This is a genomic window from Ditibartonella apis (assembly GCF_001952075.1).
Lineage (GTDB): Bacteria > Pseudomonadota > Alphaproteobacteria > Rhizobiales > Rhizobiaceae > Bartonella > Bartonella apis.
Genome location: NZ_LXYU01000002.1, coordinates 40648 through 60646 on the forward strand (window position 1 = coordinate 40648; position 19999 = coordinate 60646).

The window sequence follows — 19999 nt, forward strand, 5'->3', positions numbered from 1 at the left end:
CTTCGCGAGGGAATATCTATTGCATAGTAAAATCGATTAAAGTTTTTTTGCCAACCGGTCAAACGCCATCAACGTTTCCAACAGATGTGGCAAATTTTCAAGTTTGACCATATTCGGCCCGTCAGACGGGGCATGATCGGGATCCTGATGTGTTTCAAGAAAAACACCGGCAACACCAACTGCTACAGCAGCACGTGCAAGAGTTTCCACAAATTCGCGTTGTCCGCCGGAAGATGTCCCCTGCCCACCCGGTTGCTGAACAGAATGGGTGGCATCAAAAATAACTGGTGAGCCGAATTGCGCCATTATTGGCAGCGCACGCATATCCGAAATCAATGTGTTATAACCGAAAGAAACACCGCGTTCACATGCCATAACATTGGGATTTCCGCTTTCGGTAATTTTTGCCAAAACGTTTTTCATATCCCAAGGGGCAAGAAACTGGCCTTTTTTAACGTTGATCACGCGGCCGGTTTTTGCTGCTGCAACCAAAAGATCGGTTTGTCTGCACAAAAACGCCGGAATTTGCAAAACGTCGACATGAGGAGCAACAATCGCACATTGTTCTTCTGTATGGATATCCGTCAATACCGGAATATGGAATTCCTGTTTCAGATCGTCAAAAACATCCATCGCTTTTTCAAGACCGATGCCGCGCTTGCTGTTCAAAGACGTACGATTGGCTTTGTCAAAACTCGATTTATAAACAAAACCGATGCCCAGTTTTTCTGTAATCTCTTTGATCTTGCCTGCCATATCGAAAGCGTGCTCGCGGCTTTCCATCTGGCATGGGCCTGCAATAATTGAAAGGGGCGCACTATTGGAAAATTTAACATTACCCACGGTGACAGTGCTATTCGGTTTCGTCATTTATTCCTCTAATCTAATCATTTTGATCTGATCTTCGCTGATTAGCAGACTTTACCTTATAAAATACAAACTGTTCAATACGATTAATGCGAAACATTTTTCAAACAGGTTCCGGCAAGATGTTTCGCATAATCTCCTGCATAAAACTTAAGCTCTCATATCAATGCCGGGCGAATATTCATGTGATGGGGGCATTACGATATTTTTAAACAAAACATGATTGAGCGATTCTGTCGGACTTTATGAAGCCTCTCGTTATCAGGCAAATAATGGTTCGGCTTCAAAGGACTTTAAAAAGTCAAATCGGGTTCAAGAAAATCCCTTTTATAAGGTGGGCAGCTCTTAGCATCGGAAATAGCCTTAGCCCCATCAAGCAAATGTTGAAATAGATTTATATTTCGCCAGAAGCCTTTTGTTTTTAATAAAAAACCCTGCAAAACCTGTTTCGAAGGTTTTTGCAAGGTTCAAGCTTCCAGTTTTCTAAACAGCGATTATACAAGTCTGCTCTGAACCATTGCAGCCTTGATAAATGAAGCAAAAAGAGGATGGGGTTCGAACGGACGGGATTTCAATTCCGGATGATATTGAACGCCGATGAACCAAGGATGATCCTTATACTCGATTGTCTCGGGCAAAACACCATCAGGCGACATACCGGAGAAAACGAGGCCACAATTTTCAAGCCGCTCTTTATAATCGATATTCACCTCATAGCGATGGCGATGACGCTCGAAAATGTCGGTTTTCCCATATATTTTTGCAATAGCACTGCCTTCTTTTAAAACAGCTTCATAAGCTCCAAGGCGCATTGTGCCGCCGAGATTTCCCGACTCTGCACGTCTTTCCAATGCATCCCCCTTAAGCCATTCCGTCATCAGTCCAACAACCGGTTCATCCGTTGGACCAAATTCGGTGGATGATGCATTCTCGATACCACAAAGATTACGAGCCGCCTCAATGCAAGCCATTTGCATGCCAAAGCATATACCGAAGAAAGGGACTTTACGCTCACGGGCGAAACGTATGGCCATAATCTTACCTTCTGCACCCCGCTCGCCAAAAGCGCCAGGAACAAGAATGCCGTGAACCTTTTCAAGATATGGTGCCGGATCTTCCTTCTCGAAGATTTCGGATTCAATCCATTCAAGATTGACTTTGACCTTATTGGCAAGGCCGCCATGAGTCAAAGCTTCATTGAGAGATTTATAAGCATCCTTCAAGCCGGTATATTTACCGACCACGGCAATCGTAACCTGCCCTTCCGGATTATGAAGACGGCGGTTGATTTCAATCCACCGATCCATTTTTGGCTCCGGAGCAGGATCAATACCGAATGCAGCCAGAACTTCCGAATCCAACCCTTCGCGATGATAGGCAATCGGAACATCATAGATTGCATCGACATCAAGCGCCTGAATAACGGCCGATGGACGGACGTTACAAAACAACGAAAGCTTGCGCCGTTCCGATTCCGGAATTGCGCGATCGGCACGTACCAGCAAAATATCCGGCGCGATACCGACAGATTGCAACTCCCTTACCGAATGTTGAGTGGGCTTGGTTTTCAATTCCCCGGCAGCGGGAATATAAGGCATCAATGTCAGATGCATATAAACCGTTGTATGGGGAGGTAATTCGTTATGAAGCTGTCTTATCGCTTCCAAAAACGGCATCGCTTCAATATCGCCGACTGTGCCGCCAATCTCGCATAGGACAAAATCGTAATTTTCATTCCCTTCCATGATGAAATTTTTGATTTCGTCAGTAACGTGCGGAATGACTTGAACCGTTGCACCCAGATAATCGCCACGGCGCTCACGCTCGATAATATTGCGGTAGATACGACCAGTTGTAATATTATCCTGCTTGTTTGCCGAACGACCGGTAAAACGCTCGTAATGTCCAAGATCAAGATCAGTCTCGGCGCCGTCATCTGTCACGAAGACTTCTCCGTGCTGATAAGGCGACATTGTGCCCGGATCGACGTTAAGATAAGGGTCTAGCTTGCGGATCCTTACACGGTACCCGCGAGCCTGTAACAAAGCAGCTAAAGCTGCTGCGGCAATGCCTTTTCCAAGGGAAGAAACCACGCCACCAGTAATAAAAACATATCGTGCCATGGGCTTATGGAGATAACCGTTCATTGATGATTCTTCCAGCAAAAAATGATGTTTTAGGCGAAATTTTTCGAAACTTTTGAACTCGGCTTTTTTGGAATTCGGATTAGCGATGAATCCCCACTTCACCAACGACAACAAGAGACTTCACAAAATGGTTGAAGAAAAGTTGATAAAATGATTCTTAAATCCGTGCTAACCATTTGGGATTATTCAACAAAAAAGCCCCGTCACTAACGGGGCTTTTAAAAGCTTATTATTGATGACTTTACAGAACAACAACCTCTGTGCCGACATCAACACGATCATAAAGATCCAGAACATCATCATTGATCATACGGAAACAACCGTTCGAGGCGGAGGAACCGATGGTCCAAGGCTGTACAGTTCCGTGAATACGAATATAGGTATCTTTGTCACCTTGCCAGAGATACAACGCACGTGCGCCAAGCGGATTGCCCGGTCCACCGTCCATTCCATTAGCAAATTTTGCATAATGTTCGGGGCTGCGTTTAACCATATCTTTGGTCGGAATCCAGCGTGGCCATTCACGTTTAAAACGAATATTGGCCGTTCCTTTAAACTGAAGGCCGATCCTTCCGACAGCAATTCCATAACGTCTTGCAGTTGTCGGTGTTTCAATCAGATAAAGGAAATAGTTCTTAGGATCGATAACAATTGTTCCCGGTTTATAACCGGAAAAAGATACTGTTTGAGGCCGATATTTCTCCGGTACATTGTAGCTCTTCACAGATGGAATCTGTATATGTCCGACAGGAGCAACCGAAGCGACCTGCGCATTATCCGCATCAAGATTATCAGTGTTATCAGCAATTTCTTCCGAAAAAGCTACATTACCTGACAAAAAGAACAAGCCGGATAGACCGGCGATCATTAAACGGTGGATCATTTCAATTTCATTCCGTGACGAAAGTTCGAAAGGTTCTTTTGCAATAGGAAAAGCTCTTTGCAATATGTTTCATTTTCATACGACCAAAATCGTATCTTCTCAATCTTTTTCAAGAAGTGAAATAAAAGATGATTAACTGCTATGGCAGCAATGCAACACATTGTTAAGAATTAACCGTCATCGACTTAACAAGCATACTTCATTTCCCTTGCGATATCCGGTTCATGAAAACAGGATATTCATCCGTTTTTAGCGTGACTTTTGGTCCCTTGAAACCGGACAGAACGGGGTGGTGTAAAATAATCATCCCTCTACAAATTCCGTTTGCTCTTGCTATCATCTAGTCCGCTTGTCGCCGGTTTCGTAGCTTCTGTTTGTTTTTAAGCTACGGCCTCGTCTTCTCTTGATCCAAGTTGTAAGCATCTGGAGCATCAACGAATTTTAAAAAGCCTTACAGCTTCTTCGCCATAAAAGTTTGCCGTCACAACAAAACAAAGTCTGACATTCTCATGTTAACATTATGATTTTTTTGATTAAAAGTTGGAATTCTATATCGCCCGAGAACGAAGTTATTCAAAACTGAAGCCTCAATTATCGACATTAAAAAAGTGAAGCTGCCTTCCATCAAAAAAGGGCGTTGATCGACGCCCTTTTACGTATTGAATTGATTTGACTTGTAAAACTTCGGAACCTGCAAGTTCCAGCGAATTAATTATTCGGGACAGGATTTTCAGGTTGTTGTGGAACCGGACTTTGTTCTGCCGGTGTTGCACCCGGATTTGTTTGCCCGCCTTTTTCATTCTTGCCGCCTAACTGTTCATAAACAGTCGGTTGCTTGGAATTAGCAGCAGGAGTTTTACCTGTCTCAGTCGAAGGAGCAGTTCCAGCCGGTGCTGTTGATGTTGATGTTGCCGGTGCCTTGGTATCATTTACCGGAATACGGTTGATAATATCGGCAGCCGGATTGGAAACACTATCCAACACAACAAGAGCAATAGATGTCGCAAAAAAGCAGATTGCAAGAATCGCTGTCAAACGCGTCAAAGCATTTTTTGTGCCGCGCGCCGTCATAAAGCCCGAGCCGCCACCAATACCGAGACCACCGCCTTCCGAACGCTGTATTAACACAACGCCGACAAGTGCAATGACAATTAAAAGATGGATGACAATCAATACTGTCTGCATAAGCTCTGCTCTAATGTTACTGTTCGCGGCTGTTTACACGTAAATCACAGATATTCCAAGGGGTGTAGGTGAAAAACTTTGCTTATAATTTGCGATAAGCACCACAAATTGCCAAAAAATCACTTGCTTTCAAGCTTGCGCCGCCAACCAGTGCACCATCAACATTTTCTACCCCTAACAACTCGACCGCATTGTTCGGTTTAACCGAACCGCCATAAAGAAGACGAAATTGTTTTCCCGACTGTGCGAAACGGGTAGCAAGTTTATCACGCATAAATTTATGCACTTCGCCGACATCAGCGGCCGTCGGAGTTTTACCGGTGCCAATTGCCCAGACAGGCTCATAGGCTATAACCGTATTTTGCGGCGTTGCTCCATCAGGAACCGAGCCCGCCAATTGCTTTCCGATAATATCGAGCGTCTTGCCATTCTCACGTTCATCAAGTTTTTCGCCCACACAAATGATGGCAACCAATCCGGCACGCCATGCAGCTTCGGCTTTTTGTCTAACGAGTTCATCGGACTCATGATGATCATTACGTCTTTCGGAATGGCCGACAATGACGTAACTTGCACCTGCTTCTTTAAGCATTGGTGCAGAAATATCGCCGGTATGTGCACCGGAGTCAGCCGTATGGCAATCTTCGCCACCCAACAACAATTTTTCGCCATCAAGACTTGCCGCAGCTCGAGACAAGAGTGTCGCAGGCACACAAATGAGGGCTTCGAACAAACGCCCGAGATCCGAGTTAACTCCGGCCGATATAGCCCGCAACTCGGTCAGAGATTCGCCGGTCCCATTCATTTTCCAATTTCCTGCAACAAGCGGTCTAACATTAGGCGTCATGATTTTTCCTCAATAAAAGTCTTAAAAACTGCGCATTAATAGCCTTAAGTAACAAATTGCCTCACTAAAGCAAGTCTTAAACCTTGCATATTGTGCGCCTTTGTTGCACATCCTAACAGAGCTTTTTGCTGAAATGAAGCCAATTAAAACGGAATTAGCCGATGCTTGATACAATACGAAGTGCTGTCAATTCTTGGGTAGCCAAGGTTTTCCTTGGTCTGCTTGTTCTATGCTTTGTGCTTTTATGGGGTGTGCCGGAATTAAGAAGAACCAGCGGACACGATTTATTCATTTCAGGAAAATCGACAATTAAAGCAGATACTTATAAACTTGCTTTGCGCGACCAAACAATGCGTTTTTCGGTGGCCAATCATCTGCCACGGCTGCTTTCGGAGGGTGAAGCACAACAATACGGTATTCCGCAATTGGTATTGGCTCAACTCCAGCAGGACGTGCTTCTTGATGAACAAGCCCGACTTATGAAAATCGGTGTTTCGAAAGATGGCATTGCCCGCGCCATCGGTGCTGACCGATTCTTCCAGCAAGAAGGACATTTCGATCGTAATCTTTTCAACAGCTATCTGCGCCAGCTCAATATTCGTGAAGGTGATTTTGTCGACTATTTTGCAGGTAAAGAAGTGCGTGACCAGATTATTTATCCATCGACCGACGGCATGAAAGCTCCTGATGTATTTTATGCTGCGCTCAAAAATTATAGGGGAGAAACACGTTCGGTCGATTATCTTGTTATTTCCCCCAAAGAGGCCGGAAAGCTCAAAGAACCGACAGCCGACGACCTACAAAAATGGTTTGATAGTCATATCAGCGAATTTCACGCTCCTGAATATCGTCAGGTCACACTTATGGAAATGACGCCGGACAGCTTGATAAAACCTGCCGATGTCTCGACTGACGAAGCCAAAGAATATTACACCGCCAATGCTTCACGGTTTGTTTCCCCGGAAGAGCGCACCGTCGAAATTCTGCGTTTCAAAACCAGAGAAGAAGCCGATAACGCTTCTGCAAAGCTCGGAAAAGGTATGACGTTCGAAGAACTCGTCAATTCCGAACACAAAACACTCAAAGATATCACCAAAGGCCCTGCCCCGAAGACAGGTTTCAGCTCGACCATTGCGTCTGACATTTTTGGTCTGGACTTGAATAAAGTCAGCGATGTGATCAATGACCTTGAAGGCCCCGTCATCATGCGTGTCGTTAATATTACACCGCAAGGGCCTATACCCTTTGAAAAAGCCGAACAAAATATTCGTGAGACCTTAGCCAAAAACAATGCGGCAAAAGCGATGCGAGACGACCATGATGCCATTGAAAATGCCCGCTTCGAAGGTGTTTCGCTGGATGAACTCGCTCAACAATATAAGTTGAAGCTCAGAAAAATTACAGTCGATTCCAAGGCACAGGCTCCTGATGGCCAAGCCGTAGCCGACCTTCGACAACAATCTATTCTGGTTGACGGAATTTTCCAGGCTGCGGAAGGTGCCGATCTCGACCCCATCGCCATACAGGGTGGTGGTTATCTCTGGTATCGCGTTGACAAAGTTATCAATGCTCGCGACAAGGCATTGGATGAGGTCAAAGACAAGGTTATTGAAGGATGGAAGGTTGATGAGCTGCAAAAGGCTCTTGATGATAAAGCTTCGCAACTCGAGACCGAATTGAACAACCATAAAACGCTTGATGATCTCGCAAAAGAGCTGGGAGTTACAAAAAAGACGGCACACGGACTCAAGCGCGGTGGTTCGGATGAAGTGCTCGGAGCAGATGGCGTCAATGCTGCATTCTCCGGTCCAAAAGGACACACTGGTGTGTCAAGAGCATCCAATAGCAATCAACGTATTGTCTATCTCGTAACCGAATCTGTCGAGCCTCTCAATACGGATGCGAACTCTTTGGAGCCGGATATAAAAGAAAACATAGATGCTATGATGGCTACCGATTTGCGTATGGAAATGCTGCAGCTTGCCAATGAAATGGCACCTGTCAAAGCCGATACACAAAACCTTAAAACAATAACAAACAGTCTCCAGTGAGGATATTATGAGTGACCTAAAACCTTTCATAAACAAGGTTGCAACAGGTGCTTCACTTACAAAAGATGAAGCTGAAGAAGCCTTCACAATCATGATGTCCGGGCAAGCGACACCAGCCCAAATTGGCGGTTTTTTAATGTCGCTTCGCGTTCGCGGTGAAACCCTTGACGAAATTACCGGTGCCGTTGCTTCCATGCGCAAGAAAATGCTGCGGGTCGATTCAGTGGATGGAGCAGTCGATATTGTCGGAACGGGCGGTGACCAGTCGGGTTCTTACAATGTTTCAACCGCTACCGCTTTTGTTGTTGCCGGCGCCGGCGTACCGGTGGGTAAACACGGCAACCGTGCGTTATCGTCAAAATCGGGTGCTGCCGACGCTTTGGCAGCCCTTGGAGTGAATATTGATGCCACTCCGGAAATGATCGGCCGCTGTATCCGTGAAGTGGGAATTGGTTTCATGTTTGCACCGACCCATCACTCGGCTATGCGTCATGTGGGGCCTGCGCGCGTCGAACTCGGCACACGTACAATCTTCAATATACTTGGGCCACTTTCCAATCCTGCCGGCGTTACCAACCAGTTGATCGGCGTCTTTTCACCCAAATGGGTGGTTCCGATTGCCAAAGTGCTTCAAGGACTTGGTTCAAAATCATTATGGGTTGTTCATGGTAGCGGTATGGATGAGCTCACAACAGCGGGTGAAACAGAAGTTGCTGCGCTTAAAGACGGTGTTCTCACAACTTTTACGGTTACACCCGAGGATGCCGGTTTGAAGCGTGTTACAATGGCAGAGCTTAAAGGTGGCGATCCGCAATATAATGCAAAGGCATTGCGAGCGGTTCTTGAAGGGCAACATGGTGCTTATCGTGATATTGTTCTTTTGAACTCTGCCGCAGCTTTCATCATTGCCGGAAAAGCCGACACATTAAAGCAAGGTGTCAAAATTGCCGAGCAAAGCATTGATCAAGGTAAAGCTAAAGAAAAGCTGGAACATTTGATAAAGGTTTCAAACGACCTTGGTGAGAATAATGAGTGATATTTTAAAGAAAATTGAATCCTATAAACTTAAGGAAATAGACAAAGCCAAAGATGCTTTGCCACTCGAAAAATTAAAAAAATTGGCTGCAAAAGCCGATAAACCACGTGGTTTTTATAGAGCGCTGAAAGCCAAGGAAGATAAAGGCCTTTTCGGTTTGATTGCCGAGATCAAGAAAGCGAGCCCGTCTAAAGGGCTTATTAGAGAAGATTTCGACCCGCCGGCACTCGCTAAAGCTTATGAGGAAGGCGGGGCAGCCTGTCTTTCGGTTCTAACCGATGCCCCGTCTTTTCAGGGCTCTCCGGAATTTTTGCGTGCGGCACACAATGCCTGTAAGCTTCCGGCATTAAGGAAGGATTTTCTCTTCGATACATATCAGGTCTATGAAGCCCGCGCATGGGGCGCTGATTGCATTCTTATTATTCTTGCGGCAGTTGATGATAATTTGGCCAAAGCGCTGGAAGATACTGCATTCGAACTTGGTATGGATGTTCTCATTGAAACCCATAATGAAGCTGAAGTCGAACGGGCATTAAAACTTAAATCGCCTCTTATCGGGGTCAATAACCGCAATTTGCGCAATTTCGAAGTTGACCTTGCCAATTCGGAAAGGCTCTCCCATATGGTTCCTCATGATCGCCTGTTGGTGGGAGAAAGCGGTATTTTTACCCATGACGATTTGAAAAGATTGGAAAAAAGCAACATCCGTTCATTCCTTATCGGAGAAAGTCTGATGCGGCAGAACGATGTTGCAATGACGACGAGAACCTTACTAGGACTATAAAATGAGCGATAAACTAACCCATGTGAATGCCAAAGGTGAAGCACACATGGTTGATGTCGGGGGAAAACACGAAACCGACCGGATAGCTATTGCCCACGGTTCTATAAAAATGGCAAGAGACACTCTCGAAGCAATCGAGAATGGCAACGCACCCAAAGGTGATGTTTTGGCCACTGCCAGAATAGCAGGTATTATGGGAGCAAAAAAAACATCGGAACTTATTCCGCTATGCCATCCGCTCATGCTTACAAAAATTGCTGTCGACATTACCGCCGATCACGATTTACCGGGCTATCAGATTACTGCAACCGTAGGTCTTAACGGCAAGACCGGTGTCGAGATGGAAGCTTTGTCTGCTGTATCGATTACGTGTTTGACAATTTACGATATGGCAAAAGCTCTGGATAAAAGCATGGTCATCAGCAATATCTGTTTATTGGAAAAGCGGGGAGGAAAATCTGGCACATGGAAGCGAGAAGAAAACAATGCCTCTCATCAATGTTGACGAATCTTTAAACCGTTTACTTACCGCAACGGACACACTTGAAAGTGTGCTTACGCCTCTAACCAAGGTCGGACAGGCGCAAGTTCTGGCTCAGGATGTCATTGCCGAATTGACTGAACCACCTTTCCGTTCTTCTGCGATGGACGGTTTTGCAATAAGATTTCAGGATTACCGGAAAGAAGCGAAATTCCATGTTGTCGGAGAAGCTGCGGCCGGCAAAGGCTATGACGGGAAAATCGGCAAAGAAGAAGCTATCCGGATATTTACCGGTGCTCCTGTTCCTGACGACGCCGATACTATAATCATTCAGGAAAATGCCGTTATTGACGGTGACATTGTCTCCTTTACTAAAGCGCCCGAACAAAATGCCAATATTCGTCCAAGAGGCGGAAATTTCGAGAAAGGTGATAGCGTCCTTAAAAAAGGTCGCATCATGACGCCTTCGGCCTTGGCACTTTGCGCGTCAACCGGCCATGGAGCGATAAAAGTCGTCAGACGCCCGAAAATTGCTGTGTTGGCGACGGGGAACGAACTCGTAGAAGCCGGAGAGATACCCGGTAAAGACCAAATCGTATGCTCTAATTCCTATGGTCTTAACTATCTGATACGGGCTCATCATTGCGATATTGTCGATCTCGGCATCGCCCGCGACAATGAAGCATCAATCCGCGAAAAGATTAACCGTGCGAAAGAAGAGAAAGTTGATCTTCTTGTCACCAGTGGTGGTGTTTCTGTCGGCAAATATGACCTCGTACAAACGGTGTTGAAATCGGAAGGTATGAAGCTCGACTTCTGGAAAGTTGCAATGCGTCCCGGCAAGCCCCTCATGTTCGGAGTTTTGCCGCATGACCATAAAATGCTGGTTTTGGGCCTTCCTGGAAACCCTGTTTCAAGCATGGTTTGCGGTCACATTTTTCTGGTGCCAATATTGGAAAAACTTTCAGGAAGAACTTACCGCCCTCACATTGAAGACGCGCTTCTTGCCGTTCCGCTGCCGGAAAATGGCCCGAGACGACATTTTGTCCGTGCCAACCTCAGCGTTAACGCAAAAGGCGAAAGATGGGTCACGCCGGTGCGGAGTCAGGATTCATCCTTGATACGGCTCATGGCCAATGCTGATTGTCTCATTATTCGTGAAGAAAACGGTACGCCGCTTCAAGTTGGAGAGCCATGCCGCATTTTCATTCCCGACGGCGCTGGCTTATAATATTTTCGGGGGCTATAGCAGCTCAAAGCCGCGTTGGTCAAAAAGGGGATAATGCCGCGGCATCCCATTTAAAATTCTAGCGCACGCGCTGTTTTTATTTTCGACGCCGAGGAGCTATGATATTTTCGGCATGCGTCCGGTTATGGCTGCTTTTGTAATAGCAAGATAATGGCGAAGCGGCGAAGGTGTGACACATTCCTTGAATGCCAGTGTGCCTTTCTTTTCAATTTGTCGTAGCGCCTCCGGTATGATTGCCAGAGGAAGAAAAACCGACCGCACGCTCACCGGCAAAGTTTTATAATGTTGATAGAATTCCCGATAATGTTTTTTATCAAGTTCGATTGCTGCGTTTAAAAGTTTTTTTTGCTTTTCTAATTCATCATGAGGCGCAGCGACAAGGAAATCCTCTGCCGTTGCTTCAACAATATTTTGCGAAAAATATTGGCGTCCATTTGCCTTTAACAAAGGAAGCGAACGTAAGAGCCGGCACATAAAATCTGCCATTCCACCGTGTCCGGATGCTTTCGCTGTCAATGACGAAGCATTTTTATCAAGAATTTGACAGGAAAGTTCCAAAAGCGTGCTTACGGTTTCACCGCAATAGCCTTCAAGGCTTGTTACGTCAGGCATTTGATCGTCATAAAAGTCGAATATACGTGCATCGCAATAACGTAATAACGCCGATTTCGGTAATGCATATTGATGAATTGTAGAAAGCAACGCACTTAAAACGGGATTGCCCTCGCCCGTTTTGTCGGCTTCTATTGCATCACGCCACCATCGCAAACGGATTTCACCGATCATCGGTTCGTGCACAGTTTCCGTAATACGATTGATCTCGACATTAAAAGCAAAAAGGCTCGCGAGCCCTGCACGATATTTCTGTGGTGCAAACAGGATGGAGAGATAGCGATCTCTATCGCTATCTTTTAAAAGTTCGAAGCAGTAGGCGCCATCTTTATTCATTCAACTGCATAAAGAAGTGCGGCAACCGCACGATCTTCCGCCAAGAGGACATTAAACGTTCGAACAGCAGCACCGGTACTCATCGTATCGGTCGATATGTGTTTTTTATGTAAAACTGTTCTCATATCTTCCGGCAACCGCAACAAATTCTCTCCTGTACCAACAAGAAATACTTCGATTTTATCGGCTTCATCAAGAACGTGTTTTATATCGTCCATCGTGGGCAGAGGAGCTTCCATATCAAGCCCGTATATTCCCGACGGAACACAGACGATCGAACCCCGATGGGACATATCGGCAAAGCGAAATCCGCCATTTCCATAAGCATCGATCGGCGCACGTCCGGGATAATGCGCTTCCCTCATTTTGATTGCATCAGACATTATGAACCTTTAATGCCGGTCTGCTTCGGCTTGACTTTCAAAAGCACAAGCATTGGGCCGGCTATAAATATGGAAGAGTATGTGCCGATGATTATACCAATGAGGAGAACCGATGCAAAATCTTTCATATCCGCCCCACCAAAATAATAAAGCGGAATATGCGCAAGCAGAGTTGCAAGAGAAGTTAAAATTGTGCGCGATAATGTCCGGTTGATCGCAATATCGACAAGACTGCGCATATCGATATTGCCACGTTTTTTGAGGAGCGAACGAACTCTATCGTAAACAACAATCGTATCGTTCAAAGAATAACCGATAATTGCAAGGAGAGCAGCGATGCTCCAAAGATTGAACTGCCATTGGAAGAGCAGAAATATGCCGACAAGAATGATAATATCATGAACTGTCGTCAAAACGGCTCCGATTGCAAATTGCCAGCGGAAACGCCATAAAACATAAATGAATATGGCAAGCAAAGATACGAAAATGGCAAGTGCACTGACACGGCTCAATTCTGATGAAACGGTCGGACCAACAATATCAAGACGCTGCAAAGTGTAATCATTGCCGAATTCGCCCCGAAGTTTTACTGCGACTGTTTGTTCGGCATCTTCACCATTCTCTTGGCTTGCAATTGTCAATTCGGCTTCCGAAGGTCTTTTGGTCGGCGAAACATTGACTCCCCCGATGTTGAGATCATTGACCCGCGAGGCAATGTCATAAATATCGGCCTTGCCGTTTTTAGCTTCGAGAACCGCTAATGATCCTCCGGCAAAATCGATCCCGTAATTTACTCCGGCTGTCACATAGAGGCCGCTAGTCAAAATAATCAGCACCGTGGACAATGCCAATGTTATTTTTCCAAGTTTCATAAAGCGGATACTGGTGTTAGGCGGAATAATACGAATGATACGTTGTGGTATTTCACGAGGATGAAATGTCCGGATCCACCAGCTGATCATCATCCGCGTAAACGTAAAAGTCGTAAAAAGCGACGTCAAAATGCCGATTGTAACTGTCAGTGCAAACCCGTGAATGGGGCCGGTACCCAACATGAACAAAACCAGTGCTGCAATGAAAGTTGTAACGTTGGCATCAACAATCGTGCTCATAGCACCCGAAAAACCTGCTTCAACAGCTTGGGTTACCGAATAATTATTGCGTCTTGCCTCGCGTACGCGCTCGTAAATCAGAATATTGGCATCGACCGACACGCCAATGATGAGAACGAGGCCTGCAAATCCGGCAAGCGTCAACGGCGTGCCAACAAGACTTAAAACTGCAACCAGCATCATCAAATTGGCGGCCAATGCAACATCGGCAGTTAGCCCCAAAAGGCCGTACGACAAAACCATGAAAACGGCAACGATAACAAGAGCACCAAAAGCAGCATGCAGACCGGCTTTTGCATAAGCCGATCCGAGATCACCCCCCACTGTTCTCTCTTCAATAAAAGTCAAATCCGTCGGGAGTGGTCCTGTTGTCAAAACAGTCTCGAGATTATGGGCTACATCATCCGGCAATGGCCCTACCCGAATATAGCCATCGTCGATTGGCACCGGAAATCTCATTGCTGCCAGCACTTCATTGTCAAACACAATGATAAGCCGTTTGTCAGGATTTTTTCGGGTAAAGTCGGAGAGTTTTTGTTGTCCTTCGCTATCCAGTGCGACAGTTAATAGCGAACCGTCTGTATTGGCGTTTTTTTCTGCATAAGCGCCGGCAATATTGTCATTGGTCAGAAATGGATGATCTTTCAACAAATAACTTACTGGCGGATCATCCATTGAGTAGGTAACGATTGTGCCTTCCGGACGGGCAACTTTGCCCATAACCACATCGTTTACAGAAACGGACGTGTCTTCTTCATAAAGTGAAAAACGGGCAGTTACGCTTACGATATCTTTAAGCAGCTGGACATCAAAAAGTCCCGGCACCTCTATACGGATTTTATCGCGGCTTTGTTTGGCAATGGAATAGTCTTCAAAACCTGCAGCCCCGATATCGAGCCGTCTTTTCATGACGTCTATCGTCGCATCACGCTCAGCGATTTCACTTTTCGGTAATTGGACCACAAGGCGGGAGCCACCTTGCAAATCGACGCCCATTGGCAAATGAAGCTTCGAATAGACTGTCGGCAACTGGTTAAGAAGAGCCTGCGGTAATATATTGGGCAGAGCCACGACGACGCCGATAATCACAACCAGCCAGACCAGAAGCCGTTTCCAGCGAGGAAAATAAAGCATAAGAAGGCTCCCGATTTTATCTCAAATTATGCGTCCCGAAAAACACAATTACCATTGCCCATGCTATTACCGGTGCCAATACACTCGTCCCTGCTAGAGATAAACTTTGCAAGCATGAGCAACCCTAATTCCAATAAAAGGCTCAATCGGCAATTTTCAATGGGACAATCAAAAATTTTACCATCTTACAAGAATCAATGATTCCCGTTTAACGGGAATCATCTTTATCAAACTTGAAAAAAACGTCAAACACCCGTTTTCTATTCGGTCAAGCTCCTGTCTTTTCCTTGGCTGCTTCGGCTTCGGCCTTGTTTCCGTCTTTTTCGACTTTAGTGGTATCGTTTTCGCTAGTAGCCTCGTCAGGTGCAGCAATTTGCGCAACCTCATCATTGCCGGACTTTGCACTATTATCGGATTGCTTTTTCTTGTTTTTACTTTTACCGGCTTTAATCGCTGGCTTGGACTTTTGTTCGCTGACCGGCTCACCCTTGACCTCGACAGTCAAGATTTTAGACCGCAATACGCGAACGCGGGTATTTTCCGCAATTTCGACTTCCACTTCACCGTTCGCATCACCAACAACTTTCGTAACGCGACCAATAAGACCGCCTTCGGTAACGACTGTATCGCCCCGACGAATGGCATTAAGCATTTCCTGACGCTTTTTCATCTGGTTACGCTGCGGCCGAATGATGAGAAAATACATGATGACGAAAATTAAAATAAAAGGTGCAAACGTCATCAAAGTTGACACTTCCCCTGTCGAACCACCAGCGGCCTGTGCATAAGCGTTGGTAATAAACATTAACTATCTCCTAGCTTTGATAGCGGGCATCACCCGTTTTGGACAATTTCGTTCAATAGATAAGTCAAACTTGACATTTAAGAGCATGTTGCTCTTTCAACCGCTTCTAGCGGTCAACATTCAATTCTAGGCATTAAAGCTTTGCCCTTGATAACGCAACCGACAAAGCTTTCAAGAAGAAAAATTTTGGATTTATCCGCGCCCATGCTAAAGATATGCGTTCATATAATGGCGGAAAGTTGAAATGACCAACGAAAATTTAGACCACAAACTGGATCAATTAATTGCCATATTATCGCGCATGGCTCCCCCGGAAATTAAACCCCTTGATATGGACCAATGCGATTGTTTTGTGTGGAACCCGGAAAAGCTCACTCTTAATCCCGTCAAACATGTCAACCGGATTGACATTGATCTCATCAAGGGCGTCGAGCAAGCCCGCGACGCACTTATTGAAAATACCCGTCAATTTGCAAATGGCTTGCCTGCCAACAATGTTCTCCTCTGGGGAGCGCGAGGCATGGGTAAATCTTCACTCGTAAAATCTGTTCAAGCCAAAATTAACAAAGAAAATGCCGGTAAACTTCCACTGAAACTTATTGAAATCCATCGTGAAGATATCGGCACACTTCCCATACTCTTGAGCGAACTTAGAAAAACGCCTTACAGATCTATTATTTTTTGTGATGATTTGTCTTTTGATCAGGATGATACATCCTATAAATCGCTCAAGGCAGCCCTCGACGGTGGTGTCGAAGGACGTCCCGAAAATGTTGTTTTTTATGCAACCTCGAACCGTCGCCATTTAATGCCTCGCGAGATGATTGATAATGAATCGTCAACGGCCGTTAACCCGTCCGAAGCCATTGAAGAAAAAGTCTCTCTTTCCGACCGATTCGGCTTATGGCTCGGTTTCCACAAATGTGGGCAAGACGAATATCTTGATATGATAGACGGTTATGTCCGTCATTACGGGCTTGATGAACCACTTGATAAAATCCACCATGACGCGCTCGAATGGGCAACTACGCGTGGAAACCGTTCGGGACGCGTAGCTTGGCAGTTTATTATGGGACTTGCCGGAAGATTGGGCAAGAAACTCGACTAAACGTAACGTCTCATACGAATAACAAAAAAGCCGGTAAAAAACCGGCTTTCGCATGAACTTCGGATTGTGGTCGCTCTATCAGTTTTCCAGATATTTGATCGGATTAACAGGGCTTGAATTCTTGCGCACTTCAAAGTGGACACGCGGTGTCGACGCATTGCCAGACATACCGGATTTTGCGATCTCGTCACCGCGGCGGACCTTCTGGCCGCGTTGGACGAGAATTTTGCTATTGTGCCCGTAGACAGTAACAATATTGTTTTCATGGCGGATAAGCACGGTATTACCGAATTCTTTCAAACCATCGCCGGCATAAATAACGACACCGTTTTCGGCCGCTTTAACAGACGATCCTTCTGGTGCCATAATATCAATACCGTCATTGGTGCTTGAGCCCTCTTTTTGGCCGAAACTTGAAAGAATGCGTCCCTGTGCAGGCCAACGCATTTTGGAAATACCTGTCGCCTGAGGTGCTACAACGGCTACATTTTCAGCCTGATTCATCGTCGTATCACTGCCTTTTGCGACAGCGGGCTCGGCAGCCGGTTTTGCCGGTTCATTCTGTGCGGTCTTGGTGGCCTCAGCTGCCGGCTGGGTTGCAGCGGGCTGGCTTGCCGCCGCGGTTTTTGTCGGCGTTGTCACCTGTTTTGTTTCAGGTAATGCTGCAGGTGTAGCAGTTTTCGCGGTTGCAGCAGATGGAGTTGCTGCAGCGACTTCAGTGTTATGACCACCCGGAACGATCAAAGATTGCCCGACACGGATTGCACCATTGCTCAAGCCATTGGCACTTTTAAGCGAATCGACACTTACGCCGGTTTTACGAGAAACACTGTAGAGAGTGTCACCGCTTTGAACGATATAGCTGCCATTTTTCTTTGATGCAGATTGTGAGGCGGTCAAGGAAGACGATGACGACATCTGACCGAGATTATGAGGCGGTGTCCCCATAACCTGACCGGCAGAAGCAACCTGTGTAGGCTGCGAAGACGCACCATAACTAGGTTGCGGCTGTGACTGGGCCGCCTGATAGGAAGGTTGACCAGCTACCGGCGGCAGATCGCTACTTTGAATAGAACCTGTCGTTTGCGGCATCTGCTGATAACCGGCTTGTTTATTGATTGCCTGTTGCTGATTAGCGGTTGCGCCAGTATAGAAACTGTCTGTAAAACGTTGGGTACCGGAACTGCATCCTGTGGCGAAACCAGCTAGGATGAACAATGCCGCTGTTCGAAGATAGCGGTGCGAAGCTTTACTCATTATTTTCAAACGCATGTTTTTTGTCCATTTACCCGATACTCAACTAAAGGCATTAAATCGTGTTAATGTTACCCGACGGTTAAAATTTCGATTAAGGTTAAAAAAAATATTGCCCCCGACAAGAAAACCGGAATTTTCCACGCGATTATATTGAAACCACGATATATATATGGTTTTAAGCGAGCAAACACGCAAGTTGGTATTGGCAAACACGCGTTACTGATAGGGTGCTTTGAAGCTGCTATTATCGCTTTTTTTGTAAATCGTTTTTTAGCTTCTACAAAATTGCGGCAACACCTTCGATAAAAGGTTGGTAACGAACCCTGAACATATCCATTCTCTCGAACCTGCTTCCCGTCTTGCGGTAACGCACCACCATCTGTTCGCCTTCATCCGGTCCGATAGCTTCGATAAGCACGCCATTTGATGCCAAGAGTTCGAGAAATTCTTGCGGATCACGATTGGATGACGGCCATACCAAGATCCGGTCATAAGGGCCAGAGCCCGACAAAGCACGGCTACCGTCCATCTGACGCAAAACAATATTATCTATTTCGAGGGCGTGAAATCTTTGGCGGGCAATGTCACACAAAGTTTTATAGCGTTCGACCGTGGTCACACGCCCGGCAAGCCTTGCAATCAATGCTGCGGTAAATCCCGAACCGGTTCCAATTTCGAGTACGCGATGTTTCTTTTCGAGCGCGAGAGCAGAAATAATATATAATTGTTCCTCAAGCCTTTCGATGTATTCGCCACATTCTATCGGGATAACTTTGTTTTCATAGGCACTTTCAGTAAAAGGCGCCGAAACAAAGTCCCGACGCGATGTGCGCTCAAGGGCTGCAAACAAAGCCATATCATCAAGCCCCCTACCCCGCATTTTGAGGACAAGATTAATCAATTCCTCTCGCTCTGACAAAGGGGGCATTGATTGCATCAGCCTAGTTTCTCCCTAATGCAGTCGCCAACTCGGCAAGGAAGCCATGAGCCGTCAGATCAAGTTGGACAGGCGTAACCGAAACAGCCTTATCCTGAAGAACATCGATATCTGTCGTTTCTTTATTCTTGCCTTTTCCCCTGCTGAAATACATCCAGTAATAAGGGAAACCCCGACCATCTGCGCGCTTGTCAATGAGTATCTCGTGGCCACGGTTACCAAGGGGCGCAACAGACAAACCGGTGACTTCATCAACATGACAGGCAGGGAAATTCACATTTAAGAGAACACCCTCAGGAAGCGGAATTTTTACAAGCTTTTTCAAGATATCCGGAGCCAGAGACAATACGGTGTTCCAAGGCACATTTTGACAATTGGTTGCGTGGACAAATTCTTGCGACAAGGCAATCGAACGGATGCCTTGCATCATTCCTTCTACCGCACCCGAAACCGTACCCGAATAGCTCACATCGTCGGCAAGATTGCCACCGGCATTAACGCCAGAAAGAACAAGATCTGGCGCTTCCGGCATAACGTGCTTGACGGCCATAATAACACAATCGGTGGGAGTACCTTTCAAAGCAAAATGTTTTTCATCGATTTGACGCAAACGCAATGGCTCTGAAATTGTTAATGAATGCGAAACACCACTTTGATCTTCTTCCGGAGCGACAACCCAGACATCATCAGAGAGTTTACGGGCGATCTGTTCAAGAACTTTCAACCCTTCCGCATGAATACCATCATCATTGGTTAGCAAAATACGCATATTGAAGTTCCCTGAA

General features: G+C 45.9%; 18 protein-coding genes. 6 read left to right on the top strand and 12 right to left on the bottom strand.

Going from position 1 to position 19999, the window contains the following annotated elements; genetic code table 11:
* Positions 1-36: 36 nt before the first annotated feature.
* From kdsA to tpiA, 5 genes are all read right to left on the bottom strand, one after another.
* Positions 37-870 (bottom strand): 3-deoxy-8-phosphooctulonate synthase, encoded by an 834-nt coding sequence (gene kdsA / locus PEB0122_RS04640; protein WP_075915803.1) that lies wholly within the window; start codon positions 868-870, stop codon positions 37-39.
* 491 nt (positions 871-1361) lie between these two features.
* On the bottom strand, positions 1362-2990 hold the full coding sequence (locus tag PEB0122_RS04645; protein ID WP_075870389.1) for a CTP synthase: 1629 nt from the start codon (positions 2988-2990) through the stop codon (positions 1362-1364).
* Between the two features lie 265 nt (positions 2991-3255).
* Positions 3256-3897: a L,D-transpeptidase gene (locus tag PEB0122_RS04650; protein WP_075870390.1), complete on the bottom strand. Its 642-nt coding sequence runs from the start codon at positions 3895-3897 to the stop codon at positions 3256-3258.
* A gap of 708 nt (positions 3898-4605) precedes the next feature.
* Positions 4606-5082, bottom strand: coding sequence for a preprotein translocase subunit SecG (secG, locus tag PEB0122_RS04655; protein WP_075915805.1), 477 nt, complete (start codon positions 5080-5082; stop codon positions 4606-4608).
* Positions 5083-5164: 82 nt separating this feature from the next.
* Complete coding sequence (tpiA, locus tag PEB0122_RS04660; protein WP_075870000.1) at positions 5165-5929, bottom strand: triose-phosphate isomerase; 765 nt, start codon at positions 5927-5929, stop codon at positions 5165-5167.
* A 161-nt stretch (positions 5930-6090) separates the two neighbouring features.
* Between tpiA and PEB0122_RS04665 the strand changes: the two genes are divergently transcribed.
* Genes PEB0122_RS04665 through PEB0122_RS04685 form a run of 5 tightly spaced genes read left to right on the top strand, consistent with a single transcriptional unit; the run spans position 6091 to position 11512 of the window.
* Complete coding sequence (locus tag PEB0122_RS04665; RefSeq protein WP_075915807.1) at positions 6091-7980, top strand: peptidylprolyl isomerase; 1890 nt, start codon at positions 6091-6093, stop codon at positions 7978-7980.
* A 7-nt stretch (positions 7981-7987) separates the two neighbouring features.
* Complete coding sequence (gene trpD / locus PEB0122_RS04670; RefSeq protein ID WP_075870002.1) at positions 7988-9016, top strand: anthranilate phosphoribosyltransferase; 1029 nt, start codon at positions 7988-7990, stop codon at positions 9014-9016.
* On the top strand, positions 9006-9800 hold the full coding sequence (gene trpC, locus PEB0122_RS04675; RefSeq protein WP_143238808.1) for an indole-3-glycerol phosphate synthase TrpC: 795 nt from the start codon (positions 9006-9008) through the stop codon (positions 9798-9800). The genes trpD and trpC overlap by 11 nt, the downstream gene beginning before the upstream one ends.
* A 1-nt stretch (position 9801) precedes the next feature.
* Positions 9802-10305, top strand: coding sequence for a cyclic pyranopterin monophosphate synthase MoaC (moaC, locus tag PEB0122_RS04680; protein ID WP_075915811.1), 504 nt, complete (start codon positions 9802-9804; stop codon positions 10303-10305).
* Complete coding sequence (locus PEB0122_RS04685) at positions 10286-11512, top strand: molybdopterin molybdotransferase MoeA (protein ID WP_075915813.1); 1227 nt, start codon at positions 10286-10288, stop codon at positions 11510-11512. The genes moaC and PEB0122_RS04685 overlap by 20 nt, the downstream gene beginning before the upstream one ends.
* A gap of 114 nt (positions 11513-11626) precedes the next feature.
* On the opposite strand, the gene PEB0122_RS04690 is transcribed toward PEB0122_RS04685, so the two are convergent.
* The 4 genes from PEB0122_RS04690 to yajC all read right to left on the bottom strand — a co-directional run bounded on the left by PEB0122_RS04690 (position 11627) and on the right by yajC (position 15912).
* Entirely contained in the window at positions 11627-12478 is an 852-nt protein-coding gene (locus PEB0122_RS04690; protein ID WP_075915816.1) for a phytoene/squalene synthase family protein, read from the bottom strand.
* Positions 12475-12861, bottom strand: a complete 387-nt coding sequence (locus PEB0122_RS04695) for an Mth938-like domain-containing protein (RefSeq protein ID WP_075915818.1) — start codon at positions 12859-12861, stop codon at positions 12475-12477. Before PEB0122_RS04695 ends, PEB0122_RS04690 begins: the two co-directional genes overlap by 4 nt.
* Positions 12861-15107, bottom strand: a complete 2247-nt coding sequence (gene secD, locus PEB0122_RS04700) for a protein translocase subunit SecD (protein ID WP_075915820.1) — start codon at positions 15105-15107, stop codon at positions 12861-12863. Before secD ends, PEB0122_RS04695 begins: the two co-directional genes overlap by 1 nt.
* A gap of 268 nt (positions 15108-15375) precedes the next feature.
* A complete protein-coding gene (gene yajC / locus PEB0122_RS04705) occupies positions 15376-15912 on the bottom strand; it encodes a preprotein translocase subunit YajC (RefSeq protein ID WP_075915822.1) in 537 nt (178 codons plus the stop codon).
* Between the two features lie 244 nt (positions 15913-16156).
* On the opposite strand from yajC, the gene PEB0122_RS04710 reads away from it, so the two are divergent.
* Complete coding sequence (locus PEB0122_RS04710) at positions 16157-17020, top strand: ATP-binding protein (RefSeq protein ID WP_075915824.1); 864 nt, start codon at positions 16157-16159, stop codon at positions 17018-17020.
* Positions 17021-17098: 78 nt separating this feature from the next.
* Here PEB0122_RS04710 and PEB0122_RS04715 read toward each other — a convergent pair whose 3' ends face one another.
* The 3 genes from PEB0122_RS04715 to surE all read right to left on the bottom strand — a co-directional run bounded on the left by PEB0122_RS04715 (position 17099) and on the right by surE (position 19983).
* The gene (locus tag PEB0122_RS04715) at positions 17099-18277 is read right to left on the bottom strand and encodes a peptidoglycan DD-metalloendopeptidase family protein (protein ID WP_225867800.1); all 1179 of its coding nucleotides are present in this window, start codon (positions 18275-18277) and stop codon (positions 17099-17101) included.
* Between the two features lie 277 nt (positions 18278-18554).
* A complete protein-coding gene (locus PEB0122_RS04720) occupies positions 18555-19214 on the bottom strand; it encodes a protein-L-isoaspartate(D-aspartate) O-methyltransferase (protein WP_075914666.1) in 660 nt (219 codons plus the stop codon).
* A gap of 4 nt (positions 19215-19218) precedes the next feature.
* Positions 19219-19983, bottom strand: coding sequence for a 5'/3'-nucleotidase SurE (gene surE, locus PEB0122_RS04725; RefSeq protein ID WP_075915828.1), 765 nt, complete (start codon positions 19981-19983; stop codon positions 19219-19221).
* Between the last annotated feature and the right edge of the window lie 16 nt (positions 19984-19999).